Here is a 12,183-nt window from a genome sequence, read left to right as displayed (position 1 = left end):
TTAAAGGGAATGATACACGCAGAGAGGAAATTCAGACAGGGTACGAAAGAAGTCGCGTGACCGGGAACCCGGTCACGCAGAAATGATTACAGCAGGTCGCCGATCATTTTTTCCAGTTTACCCTGGTCAACAGCAAACTTACGGATACCGTCCGCCAGTTTGTCTACTGCCATTGGATCCTGGTTGTGCTGCCACAGGAACTCGGATTCAGTGATGCGTTCTGGACGCGCTTTCACTTCACCGGTGTAAGACAGTTTACGCTCAATCGCGCCTTCGCTTTCTGCCAGCTCTTTCAGCAGTGCAGGGGCGATGGTCAGGCGGTCACAGCCAGCCAGCTCGATGATTTCACCAACGTTACGGAAGCTTGCGCCCATAACAACAGTCTCATAGCCGTGCTGTTTGTAGTATTCGTAGATTTCAGTAACGGAAACCACGCCTGGATCTTCAGCTGGTGCGTACTCTTTCTTATCGGTGTTGGCTTTGTACCAGTCCAGAATACGGCCTACGAACGGAGAAATCAGGTATACACCGGCTTCAGCACAAGCACGTGCCTGCGCGAAGGAGAACAGCAGAGTCAGGTTACAGTTGATACCGTCTTTTTCCAGCTGCTCAGCCGCGCGAATGCCCTGCCAGGTAGAGGCCAGTTTGATCAGAATACGGTCGTTGCTGATACCCGCATCGTTGTACATTTTGATCAGACGTTTTGCTTTGGCGATTGACGCTTCGGTGTCGTAGGAGAGGCGTGCATCCACTTCGGTAGAGATACGGCCAGGAACCAGTTTCAGGATTTCCAGACCGATGTTCACTGCCAGTTTGTCAGTGGCATCAACAATTTGCTGCGCGCGGTCATTGCTCTGCGCTTTCGCCCAGGTCACAGCGTCGTCAATCAGTTTGCGATACTCAGGGATCTGTGCAGCGTTCAGGATCAGAGAAGGGTTAGTTGTGGCATCCTGCGGCTGGTACAACTTCATTGCCGCGATATCTCCGGTGTCAGCTACGACAGTGGTGAACTGACGAAGGGAGGTCAATTTATCCGTCATGATAGTGTTTCTCTTTTAACGTGCCCTGGATAATTCACGCTACCGACAGCATGCCTGCAGCGGAAAAATGACAGGTTTACTTGTTAGGGGGATGTAACCGGTCTGCCCAGATGATAACACGAGTGAGAGGTAGCGCAACCGCAGACAGTGCGCTTAGACAGAGTATGATAAACTCAGAATATTAACAGGCTGCTAAGTAACAGCATGCTCAATCAGTGGTAGCGCTTACATATTCATATTGGCATCAACAAGAGGGACGTTAATGCCTGATTTCCTTTTCTTTATCAACGAAATCCTCTGGGGTTCGATAATGATATATCTGCTATTAGGAGCAGGTATATGGTTCACACTGCGCAGTGGTTTTATCCAGTTTAGGTATATACGCAAGTTTGGCAGAAGTCTGAAAAACAGCATTACGCCGCAGCCAGGCGGACTCACCTCGTTTCAGGCGCTTTGTACCAGTCTCGCCGCACGTGTCGGTAGCGGTAACCTGGCGGGGGTGGCGCTGGCCATCAGCGCCGGTGGCTCTGGCGCCGTCTTCTGGATGTGGGTCACCGCGATCATTGGCATGGCCACCTCCTTTGCCGAATGCTCTCTCGCACAGCTGTACAAAGAGAAGGACAAACACGGTCAGTTTCGCGGCGGTCCGGCCTGGTATATGGCGCGTGGCTTAGGGATGCGCTGGATGGGCGTTCTGTTCTCGCTTTTTTTACTGCTCGCTTATGGTCTTATTTTTAATACGGTTCAGGCTAATTCGGTCGCCAATGCCCTGCGCTATGCCTTCGCTTGTCCGGAATGGATCACAGGCATCGTTTTATCCCTCTTCATTCTGTTCACCATTTCTGCTGGTCTCAAAGGTATCGCCCGCCTGATGCAGTGGATGGTTCCCATGATGGCGCTGCTCTGGGTTGGCGCGAGCCTGTTTGTCGCCGCACGGCATATCGACCAGGTTCCGGGAATCATTGCCACCATCTTCAAAAGCGCCTTTGGCTGGCGTGAGATGGCATCTGGCGCGTTGGGGTACACCTTCAGCCAGGCGCTGATGGCAGGCTTTCAGCGAGGAATGTTTTCCAATGAAGCCGGTATGGGGTCAACCCCCAACGCGGCGGCAGCCGCCTCTTCCTGGCCGCCACACCCTGCCGCACAAGGCATTGTGCAAATGATTGGCGTCTTTACCGATACCATTATTATCTGTTCTGCCAGCGCTATGATCTTACTGCTGGCAGGCCCCGTACCGCATTCGTCGGGAACCGCCGGGATACAGCTTCTTCAGCAGGCTCTGGTGAACCTTACTGGCAGTTGGGGGGCCGGATATGTCGCGCTCATACTGATATTGTTCGCCTTCAGCTCGATTGTGGTGAATTACCTCTACGCTGAAAATAACCTTATCTTCCTGAAGCTCGACTCCCGCGCCGCAATCAGTGCGTTGCGTCTGGGAGTGATCCTGATGATCATAGCAGGCTCCCTGCTCAGCATGCCGCTGGTCTGGCAACTGGCTGACGTCATCATGGCGCTGATGGCCATCACCAACCTCACGGCGATCCTGCTGCTCTCGCCTATTGTGAGTCTTATTGCCCGGGACTATCTTCGTCAGCGTAAGCTGGGGATTCCACCGGTATTTGATCCCACACGCTATCCCGAAGTTGAAGCGCAACTGGCTCCCGGCACCTGGGATGATTTGCCCCGGCGATAACAGCTATCGATCAATTCAGGGCGATTTTTTGCTAAAGTCGCTCTAAATTTCCTGCAAGGACTGGATATGCTGATTCTTATTTCACCTGCAAAAACGCTCGACTATCAGAGCCCACTCGCCACCGAGCGCTATACGCAACCTGAACTGCTGGACTATTCGCAACAGCTGATCCGCGAAGCGCGTAAACTCTCTGCACCACAAATCGCCTCGCTGATGAGCATCAGCGATAAGCTCGCAGATCTTAACGCCACCCGCTTCCACGAGTGGCACCCGGATTTCACGCCAGCCAACGCTCGCCAGGCGCTGCTGGCGTTTAAAGGTGATGTGTATACTGGCCTGCAGGCGGAAGAGTTCAGCGAAGCCGATTTCGATTTTGCCCAGAAGCACCTGCGCATGCTCTCAGGCCTGTACGGCGTATTGCGTCCGCTGGATTTGATGCAGCCGTATCGCCTGGAGATGGGTATCCGTTTAGAGAATGCAAAAGGCAAAGATCTGTACCATTTCTGGGGTGACATCATCACCGACAAGCTAAACACAGCGCTACATGCGCAGGGCGATAACGTGGTGATTAATCTGGCCTCTGACGAATACTACAAGTCCGTGAAGCCGAAGAAACTGGATGCGGAAATCATCAAGCCAGTCTTCCTTGATGAGAAAAACGGTAAGTTCAAAGTGATCAGTTTCTACGCCAAAAAAGCGCGTGGTCTGATGAGCCGCTACATCATTCAGAACCGACTGACGAAGCCGGAGCAGTTGACCGGATTTAACAGCGAAGGGTATTTCTTTGACGAAGCGTCGTCAGGGAAAGGTGAACTGGTGTTTAAGCGCCACGAGCAGTAAAACAGAAAGCCGGGTGGTGGCTTTGCCTTACCCGGCCTTCGCTCAGCGCTGTTGTAGGCCCGGTAAGGCGTAACCGCCACCGGGCAACAAAATCACGCGCGGCTCATCATCAACTTACGCAGCGCGGCAAAATCTGCAGGTAGTTCATGAGACAGCAGCGGCAGGTCGGCACGTTCGGCCAGCTCTTTCGGCAGCGGCAGCGTTTCACCCAGAATATCTTCCACGCTCTCTTTGAATTTTGCCGGATGCGCCGTCCCCAGGAACAGGCCATATTCACCTGGATTAAGCTGATCGCGCAAAGCACGGTAAGCAATTGCGGCGTGCGGTTCGGAGGTGTACCCCACCGCTTTCAGCTCACGCATGGTCTCTTTGGTGGTTTCATCCGTCACCGCTGCGTAACCCAGATCGCCCAGACGCCAGATTTTGCGGCGGAACAGTTCTTCCACTCGCGGCCAGTTATTCGGCTGCGACACATCCATCGCATTGGAGAGCGTTGCCTGCGTCGCGTTCGGTGCCCATTTGCCATCTTTCAGGAAACGCGGCACGGTGTCGTTAGCGTTGGTAGCAGCGATAAAGCGTTTCACCGGCAGACCCAGGGATTTTGCCAGCAGGCCAGCCGTCAGGTCACCAAAGTTACCGCTTGGGACAGAGACAACAAGCTGATTACGCGCTTCCTGCGGGAGCTGTGCAACCGCTTCGAAGTAGTAGCAAATCTGTGCCAGCAGACGGCTGATGTTGATGGAGTTCGCCGAGTTCAGACCCAGCGCCACTTTCAGTTCTTCATCATCAAAGGCCTGTTTGACCAGTGCCTGGCAGGCGTCGAAATCACCGTCGATCGCCACGGTTTCAATATTGCCGCCGAGGGTACAGAACAGTTTTTCCTGCAGCGGGCTGATTTTGCCTTTCGGGTAGAGGATCACCACACGAACGTTTTTCAGGCCGTAGAACGCATGTGCAACCGCCGCACCGGTATCACCGGAGGTAGCCGTCAGGATGGTTACCGGTTTGTCGCCGCTGATGTGGGTCAGCATCTGAGCCATAAAGCGGCCACCGAAATCTTTGAACGCCAGAGTCGGGCCGTGGAACAGTTCCAGACAGCCAACGTCAGGCTCCACCTGCTGAACCGGAGCCGGGAAAGCGAACGCCGACCGCACGCGCTCTTCCAGCAGTTCCTGCGGGATTTCGTCGCCGATAAACGCAGACAGAATTTTGGCACTGCGGGTGACAAAATCCAGCTTCAGCAGTTCATCAATCTCGGTCAGCTGAAATTCCGGCAGGTCATGCGGGAAGAATAACCCCTGATTTTTGCCCAGTCCCTGAGTCACCGCCTGCGCGAAGCTGACCTGCTCGTTATGATCTTTAAGATTGTAGAGTTTCATTCGTTATCCCAGTACTCGTGCGCCTGCCGTGTCCAGACGGCAAATATGAACAAAGCCTTCCTGATTTTGCAGGTAGTGTTTAGAGAGCCAGTCCGCCACGCGTTGCGCAGTGTCTGGTTTATCGCATAAGGCGAACAGCGTCGGGCCGGAGCCGGAGATGCCGCATGCCTGCGCGCCAATATCCAAAGATGCCTGTCGTGCCTCGTTAAAACCAGGCAGCAGTTTTGTGCGGTATGGCTCGGCAATGACATCTTTCATCAATTTCGCCGCCAGCTGCGGCTGACGGGTGTAGCAGGCATGAATAAAGCCTGCCAGATGACGTCCGTGCGCGATACAGTCCTGGCGACGATACTGCGCAGGCAGGATCGCACGCGCTTCAGCGGTGGACACCTTAATGCCCGGATAGGCCAGCACCCACAACCACTCATCAAACCCTGGCACCTGCTGGCTGATGATGCCATTTTCTTCGATCATCAGCTGCATGCCGCCAAGGAAGCACGGCGCGACGTTGTCATAGTGAATGCTGCCAGAGATCCGCCCTTCCAGCTCGCCCATTAACCCCAGCAGGCGGTTATTGTTCAGCGGTTTGCCGCAGTGTTCATTCATGGCCACCAGCGCAGCGACCACCGAGCAGGCGCTGGAGCCCAGCCCTGAGCCAATCGGCATACTTTTTTCCAGCGTCATGGTGACCGGCACATTTTTGCCAATCTCCTGACAGAAGCGCTCCCAGCACTGATATACGATATTCTCGCGCGGGTCGGACGGCAGTTTGCTGGCAAAGCGGCCCACGTTATTCAGGCTGAAGCTATTTGCCGCTTCAACCGTGACCGTATCACCCAGTAGAGAACCATCAACCGGCGTTACCGCCGCACCCAGCACATCAAATCCGACGCTCATATTGGCGCTGGAAGCCGGGGCATAAACTTTGACCATGTTAAACTCCTAACTTCCATGACAGGGTACGCAGCAGATCGGCAAACACACCCGCCGCTGTAACATCGTTCCCTGCGCCATAACCGCGAAGCACCAGCGGCAATGGCTGATAATAGTGGCTGTAAAACGCAAGGGCGTTTTCGCCGTTTTTGACTTTGTACAGCGGATCGTTGCCATCCACTTCGGCAATCTTCACCCGGCACACACCATCTTCTTCAATATTGCCAACATAGCGCAATACCTTACCTTCATCACGGGCTTTCGCAACGCGTGCGGCAAACGCATCGTCAAGCTGCGGCAAATTAGCCATAAAGGCAGCGACATCACCGGTGCTATCAAACTCTGCGGGCAGGACCGGTTCAATCACAATATCGGACAGCTCCAGCTCACGACCTGTTTCACGCGCCAGGATCAGCAGCTTACGCGCCACATCCATCCCGGAGAGATCGTCACGCGGATCCGGCTCGGTATAACCCAGTTCACGCGCAGCGCGGGTCGCTTCTGAAAGGCTCATGCCTTCATCCAGTTTGCCGAAAATAAACGACAGCGATCCGGAGAGGATACCGGAGAAACGCTGCAGTTCATCACCCGCATTCAGCAGGTTTTGCAGGTTCTCGATAACCGGCAGACCAGCACCCACGTTGGTGTCATACAGGAATTTGCGACGCGATTTACTCGCCGCCAGGCGCAACTGGTGATAGTAGTTCATCGACGAGGTGTTGGCCTTTTTGTTCGGCGTCACCACGTGGAAGCCTTCACGCAGGAAGTCAGCGTACTGATCGGCAACCGCCTGGTTCGACGTACAGTCGACAATCACTGGGTTGAGCAGGTGATACTCTTTTACCAGACGGATCAGGCGGCCCAGATTAAACGGCTCTTTCGCCTCGTTCATTTCCGCCTGCCAGTTTTCCAAATTCAGGCCATGCACGTTGGTCAACAACGCTTTTGAGTTGGCTATCCCGCAGACGCGCAGATCAATATGTTTCTTCTTCAGCCACGCCTGCTGGCGCTTCACCTGCTCCAGCAGCGCGCCGCCAACGCCGCCCACGCCAATCAGGAACAGTTCGATGACCTGATCGGTGTTGAACAGCATCTGGTGAACCACGCGAACGCCGGTGGTGGCGTCATCGTTGTCCACAACAACAGAGATTGAACGCTCTGACGAGCCCTGGGCAATCGCCACGATATTGATATTGGCGCGTGCCAGCGCAGCGAAGAACTTGGCGGAGATACCGCGTAGCGTGCGCATGCCATCGCCCACCACCGAGATGATCGCCAGACGCTCCTGAATGTACAGCGGCTCCAGCAGTTCTTCTTTCAACTCAAGATAGAACTCTTCCTCCAGCGCGCGGCGGGCGCGCAGGCAGTCGGCCTGTGGCACGCAGAAGCTGATGCTGTATTCCGAAGAAGACTGGGTGATCAACACCACGGAGATGCCGTTGCGGGACATGGCTGCAAACACGCGCGCCGCCATACCGACCATCCCTTTCATTCCCGGACCAGAGACGCTGAACATCGCCATGTTGTTCAGGTTGGAGATGCCTTTCACAGGCAGGCCGTCTTCATCGGTACTCGCACCAATCAACGTACCGGGTGCCTGCGGGTTACCGGTGTTTTTAATCAGGCAAGGGATCTGGAACTGGGCAATCGGAGAGATGGTACGCGGGTGAAGGACTTTAGCGCCGAAGTAGGAAAGCTCCATCGCTTCCTGATACGACATCGACTTCAACAGCCTGGCGTCCGGTACCTGGCGCGGGTCGCAGGTATAAACACCGTCGACGTCAGTCCAGATCTCACAGCAGTCTGCGCGTAAACAGGCGGCCAGCACGGCGGCGGAGTAGTCGGAGCCGTTACGGCCCAGCACCACCAGCTCACCCTTCTCGTTACCGGCGGTGAAGCCTGCCATCAGGATCATGTGGTCAGACGGAATTTTGCTTGCGGCGATGCGGCGGGTTGATTCGGCAATATCAACAGTGGATTCGAGGTAGTGGCCCACCGCCAGCAGTTTTTCAACCGGATCGATCACAGTCACGTGATGACCACGCGCTTCCAGCACGCCCGCCATGATGGCGATAGAGAGTTTTTCGCCGCGGCAGATCAGCGCCGCGTTGATGCTGTCCGGGCACTGGCCGAGAAGACTGATGCCGTGCAGAACATGTTTAATTTGCGCGAATTCCTGCTCAACGAAGGACTTCAGTTGAGCGTGCGGAAAGCCTGGCTGTGCCTCTGCCAGCCCCTGTAGTAAGTCAGCGAAGATACGCTCGGCGTCGCTGATGTTCGGGAGTGCATCCTGACCACCGATGGTTTTTTCAATCATTGCCACCAGATGGTTCGTGATTTTTGCCGGGGCAGAGAGCACGGTCGCAACCTGCCCCTGCCTGGCGTTGCTTTCCAGGATATCGGCAACGCGCAGAAAACGTTCTGCATTTGCCACTGATGTACCGCCGAACTTCAACACTCGCATGGTTCTACCTCGTTTCCTTTAGCCGAAAAAAAAGCCCGCACTGTTCAGGTGCGGGCTTTTTTTTGTTTTTCCTGTACGCGTCAGCCCGCATCGTTACCTGTGGTAATGATGATGGTTGTGGTAATGGTGGTGATGCTGATGCGTTTCATGGATGTTGTGTACTCTGTCATTATTATCTGTCTGTGCTGTATTCTTTTAGGGTTAAAGGATCGGGCACCTTAAGTCAATGGATTTTTAATTTGATCACATTTCGGGAGACTCTCACGTCCCGCTGCGTGCAGATTTATTTTCATCCGATTCCCCCAAGTGCAACCCATCCAGACAGACTTATTCGCCATAGTAAAAACTTATGGCGGTATTTTACTCGGCCAATTTTTTTTCAATATCGTGCAGCAAACGATGCAACATTGCGGTGTCCCGTTGTTCAAGACGACCCAAACGCTGCTGCAGCCAGTCAGCCATTTTTTGATCGTCAGCAACTCCCAGTTGAGATAACAATTGCTCAACGCGAACACGCAGTGCGGCCAGCTGGTTTTCATTTGCCCCTTCAGACTGAGGCTGAGGAATTTGCATTAGTGAAGCTAATTGATAGCAGTAGACCATGACCGCCTGGCCTAAATTCAGGGACGGGTAATCAGCCACCATAGGTGCCCCCGTCAGCACGTCGGCGAGTTCCAGCTCTTCGTTTGTTAACCCGGAATCTTCACGACCAAACACCAGCGCGGCTTTCTCCAGCCACTGGCTTTTCTCTTTCAGCATGGGCACCAGTTCAGCAGGGGTGGCGTAGTAGTGGAACTTCGCCCTGCTGCGCGCCGTGGTGGCAACGGTAAAGGAGATGTCGTGCAACGCGGCGGAGAGCGTGTCGTAAGTGGTTATATTATCGAGAATATCGCCTGAACCATGCGCCACCCAACGAGCAGCAGGCTCCAGGTGTGCCGTACTGTCCACGATACGCAAATCGGTAAAACCCATGGTCTTCATGGCACGCGCCGCTGCGCCTATATTTTCGGCTCTGGCTGGGGCAACCAGTACAATCGACAGATGCATTTATGCTCTCTTTTTAATCAGTTAGCGGGTAAAAATGTGATGCACATCAACATATTACGCAGCGCGAATTTACAAAATTGCAACACAAATCACCGAAATAGCGTTTCATAACAAATTAAAAACGCTAAACTATTTTGTGTCTGAACAATCAGTTAGAATGTTAACAGAAGACTATTATCCTTATGTTTTATAATGATAATGGCGACATGAATACCCTATTCTGATTGGATTCACTTCGTTTATAAATCAAGGTCCGCAACTAGTTGGTTTATTGAAAAATTGTGATAAAGGCTAGCATTCAGCTACGATGATTTCATCAAACTGTTAACGTGCTACAATTGAACTTGATATATGTCAACGAAGCGTAGTTTTATTGGGTGTCTGGTGTCACTTAGCCTGTTATGTTGCTGTTAAAATGGTTAGGATGACAGCCGTTTTTGACACTGTCGGGTCCAAAGGGAAAGTACCCAAGACCAAGCTAATGATGTTGTTGACGTTGATGGAAAGTGCATCAAGAACGCAATTACGTACTTTAGTCACGTTAGGCCGGTCATGTTAATTTGCGACATGTATCAGGCAGGTCAGGGACTTTTGTACTTCCTGTTTCGATTTAGTTGGCAATTTAGGTAGCAAACATGCAGACCCCGCACATTCTTATCGTTGAAGACGAGTTGGTAACACGCAACACGTTAAAGAGCATTTTCGAAGCAGAAGGCTACGATGTCTTTGAAGCGACCGATGGCGCAGAGATGCATCAGATCCTTTCTGAAAATGATATCAACCTGGTGATCATGGATATTAACCTTCCGGGCAAAAACGGTCTTCTTCTGGCGCGCGAACTGCGTGAACAGGCGAACGTCGCGTTGATGTTCCTGACAGGCCGTGACAACGAAGTTGATAAAATTCTTGGCCTGGAAATCGGTGCGGATGACTACATCACCAAGCCGTTCAACCCTCGCGAGTTAACCATTCGTGCACGCAACCTGCTTTCCCGAACCATGAACCTGGGTACGGTCAGCGAAGAGCGTCGTAGCGTCGATAGCTACAAATTCAACGGCTGGGAACTTGATATCAATAGCCGTTCACTGATTAGCCCGAACGGTGAGCAGTATAAACTGCCGCGCAGTGAATTCCGCGCCATGCTGCACTTCTGCGAAAACCCGGGCAAAATTCAGTCCCGTGCAGAATTGCTGAAGAAAATGACCGGCCGTGAGCTGAAACCGCACGACCGTACCGTAGACGTAACGATCCGTCGTATTCGTAAACATTTCGAATCTACGCCGGATACCCCGGAAATCATCGCCACGATCCACGGCGAAGGGTACCGTTTCTGCGGCGATCTGCAGGAGTAATCCCGCACGCAACACATAAAAAAACGGCGCTTTGCGCCGTTTTTTTTATTTCCAGATTCGCAGTGTATCGTTATCAGGCGCTGCGGGAGGTTCAGAACGCTTCGGTTGAGAAAGCGAGTACCAGTCAAAATGACGGGTCAGGAACATCACCGCAAACAGCGCCAGCGCGAGCACCGCTGACCCCAGCAATAATGCGCTATCCTCTGACCGCAACAGGAACCACATCACCACATCCAGACCCAGTAATGAGAGCACAAACATCCCGCTGCGCCTCCAGCTTTTCAGCACCGCCTGCAGATACATCCCATTCATCACCGCGCCAACAAGGCTTGCAATAATCCAGGCTGGGGTAAACCCAACGTGCTCAGACAACGCCAGCAACACCAGATAGAACAAGACCAGCGACAGCCCAACCAGCAGATACTGCATCGGGTGAAGGCGTAATCCGGTTAAGGTTTCGAAAACAAAGAACGCCATAAACGTCAGCGCAATCAGCAGAATCGCGTACTTAATCGCGCGCTCAGTCAATTGATACTGGTCGGCAGGCGTCGCTACCGTCACGCTAAAGGCCGGGAGCGCCTCCCACTCCGGGGATTCCTTATCGTTGAACCAACTTTCCATGTTATTTGCAAACCAGCTACTCTGCCAGTTCGCCTGGAACCCCGACTCACCTATCTGATGCTTAACCGGCAGGTAGTCGCCCATGAAGCCCGGATGCGGCCAGTTACTGTTGAGCATCATTTCGCTATTACGCCCCACCGGCACCACCGCAAAACTGCCGGTACCCGCCAGATTTAGCGACACCTCAAGTGCAAAGGTTTTTGTTTCCAACGCTTTGTCGGTGAGCGGGATATGGATACCTGAAAGTGCCCCGTAGACGCCGGCCCCCGGTTCCACGCTTAATGTCTCACCATTGATTCTGGAGATGCTGACCGTGCCAATACCCCGCGCATCGCCAACGCCCATCACGATAAACGGCTGACCTGCCGTTATCGTTTCGCCCTTCAGCTGCTGCATCGCCTCGGTATTAAACTGCGCTTTTATCTTCAGATCGGTGTTCCATATTTGCCCGTCATAGATCCCAATGCTTCTGGACTCAACGTGCTGATTTCCGGTGACCACCAGGGATTCCGGCAGAATAAAATGCATATAGCTTTTCTTGTATTCGACCTTCTTCTCATTCTCTATCTTGTAAAAAATCTCCGTCATCGGAATAGCAATCAGCGGGCCGACCAGTTTTTGTGGTCCGCTGGTGCTCTGGCGCAGCGTGTTTTCGACATCATTACGGTAGTTTTCACGCTCTGAAATCAGGTTACTGACCATAAAAAGCGGGACTAACAACAGCAGGATGCACCCCAGCAGAGTGCTTACTTTCCAGAACAGGGGGGATTTCATCATTACGTCTCCTTTGTGATGAGGAGAGCGTAACCGGGCT

The 12,183-nt window shown here is 53.2% G+C and carries 11 protein-coding genes and 1 other annotated feature; of the genes, 3 read left to right on the top strand and 8 right to left on the bottom strand.

Annotation, left to right across the window (positions count from 1 at the left end; all coding sequences use genetic code 11):
• Window positions 1-86: 86 nt before the first annotated feature.
• Window positions 87-1,040, bottom strand: a complete 954-nt coding sequence (gene tal / locus WB237_RS14565; RefSeq protein ID WP_028016623.1) for a transaldolase — start codon at window positions 1,038-1,040, stop codon at window positions 87-89.
• A 262-nt stretch (window positions 1,041-1,302) separates the two neighbouring features.
• On the opposite strand from tal, the gene WB237_RS14560 reads away from it, so the two are divergent.
• Both WB237_RS14560 and yaaA read left to right on the top strand, forming a co-directional pair.
• Entirely contained in the window at window positions 1,303-2,733 is a 1,431-nt protein-coding gene (locus WB237_RS14560) for an alanine/glycine:cation symporter family protein (protein ID WP_336214112.1), read from the top strand.
• Between the two features lie 66 nt (window positions 2,734-2,799).
• The gene (gene yaaA, locus WB237_RS14555; RefSeq protein ID WP_336214110.1) at window positions 2,800-3,573 is read left to right on the top strand and encodes a peroxide stress protein YaaA; all 774 of its coding nucleotides are present in this window, start codon (window positions 2,800-2,802) and stop codon (window positions 3,571-3,573) included.
• Window positions 3,574-3,665: 92 nt separating this feature from the next.
• Here the strand turns inward: yaaA and thrC are convergent, their stop codons facing one another.
• From thrC to yjjY, 6 genes are all read right to left on the bottom strand, one after another.
• Window positions 3,666-4,952, bottom strand: coding sequence for a threonine synthase (gene thrC, locus WB237_RS14550; RefSeq protein ID WP_336214108.1), 1,287 nt, complete (start codon window positions 4,950-4,952; stop codon window positions 3,666-3,668).
• Between the two features lie 3 nt (window positions 4,953-4,955).
• Window positions 4,956-5,885 (bottom strand): homoserine kinase, encoded by a 930-nt coding sequence (thrB, locus tag WB237_RS14545; protein ID WP_028016618.1) that lies wholly within the window; start codon window positions 5,883-5,885, stop codon window positions 4,956-4,958.
• Window position 5,886: 1 nt separating this feature from the next.
• Entirely contained in the window at window positions 5,887-8,349 is a 2,463-nt protein-coding gene (thrA, locus tag WB237_RS14540; RefSeq protein ID WP_114979263.1) for a bifunctional aspartate kinase/homoserine dehydrogenase I, read from the bottom strand.
• Window positions 8,350-8,373: 24 nt separating this feature from the next.
• Window positions 8,374-8,491 (bottom strand) — a sequence feature (Thr leader region).
• Window positions 8,430-8,498: a thr operon leader peptide gene (thrL, locus tag WB237_RS14535; protein WP_015572623.1), complete on the bottom strand. Its 69-nt coding sequence runs from the start codon at window positions 8,496-8,498 to the stop codon at window positions 8,430-8,432. Its footprint overlaps the feature before it by 62 nt.
• Before the next feature lie 211 nt (window positions 8,499-8,709).
• The gene (locus WB237_RS14530) at window positions 8,710-9,396 is read right to left on the bottom strand and encodes a tRNA/rRNA methyltransferase (protein WP_336214103.1); all 687 of its coding nucleotides are present in this window, start codon (window positions 9,394-9,396) and stop codon (window positions 8,710-8,712) included.
• 399 nt (window positions 9,397-9,795) lie between these two features.
• A complete protein-coding gene (yjjY, locus tag WB237_RS14525; RefSeq protein ID WP_085928893.1) occupies window positions 9,796-9,936 on the bottom strand; it encodes a protein YjjY in 141 nt (46 codons plus the stop codon).
• Window positions 9,937-10,031: 95 nt separating this feature from the next.
• Between yjjY and arcA the strand changes: the two genes are divergently transcribed.
• Window positions 10,032-10,748 (top strand): two-component system response regulator ArcA, encoded by a 717-nt coding sequence (gene arcA, locus WB237_RS14520; RefSeq protein WP_003856501.1) that lies wholly within the window; start codon window positions 10,032-10,034, stop codon window positions 10,746-10,748.
• A 45-nt stretch (window positions 10,749-10,793) separates the two neighbouring features.
• On the opposite strand, the gene creD is transcribed toward arcA, so the two are convergent.
• Window positions 10,794-12,146: a cell envelope integrity protein CreD gene (gene creD / locus WB237_RS14515; RefSeq protein ID WP_336214101.1), complete on the bottom strand. Its 1,353-nt coding sequence runs from the start codon at window positions 12,144-12,146 to the stop codon at window positions 10,794-10,796.
• Window positions 12,147-12,183 lie beyond the last annotated feature (37 nt).

Source organism: Enterobacter sp. P82 (assembly GCF_037053385.1).
Lineage (GTDB): Bacteria > Pseudomonadota > Gammaproteobacteria > Enterobacterales > Enterobacteriaceae > Enterobacter.
The sequence above is the reverse complement of the archived record's forward strand: the minus strand, read 5'-3'. Positions and strand labels throughout refer to the sequence as shown.

Bases quoted from the DNA above. Each gene is read 5' to 3' on its own strand.
- yaaA (WP_336214110.1), top strand. From the start codon at position 2,800: ATGCTGATTCTTATTTCACCTGCAAAAACGCTCGACTATCAGAGCCCA.
- WB237_RS14530 (WP_336214103.1), bottom strand. From the start codon at position 9,396: ATGCATCTGTCGATTGTACTGGTTGCCCCAGCCAGAGCCGAAAATATA.
- arcA (WP_003856501.1), top strand. From the start codon at position 10,032: ATGCAGACCCCGCACATTCTTATCGTTGAAGACGAGTTGGTAACACGC.
- thrA (WP_114979263.1), bottom strand. From the start codon at position 8,349: ATGCGAGTGTTGAAGTTCGGCGGTACATCAGTGGCAAATGCAGAACGT.
- creD (WP_336214101.1), bottom strand. From the start codon at position 12,146: ATGATGAAATCCCCCCTGTTCTGGAAAGTAAGCACTCTGCTGGGGTGC.
- tal (WP_028016623.1), bottom strand. From the start codon at position 1,040: ATGACGGATAAATTGACCTCCCTTCGTCAGTTCACCACTGTCGTAGCT.
- thrC (WP_336214108.1), bottom strand. From the start codon at position 4,952: ATGAAACTCTACAATCTTAAAGATCATAACGAGCAGGTCAGCTTCGCG.
- WB237_RS14560 (WP_336214112.1), top strand. From the start codon at position 1,303: ATGCCTGATTTCCTTTTCTTTATCAACGAAATCCTCTGGGGTTCGATA.
- thrB (WP_028016618.1), bottom strand. From the start codon at position 5,885: ATGGTCAAAGTTTATGCCCCGGCTTCCAGCGCCAATATGAGCGTCGGA.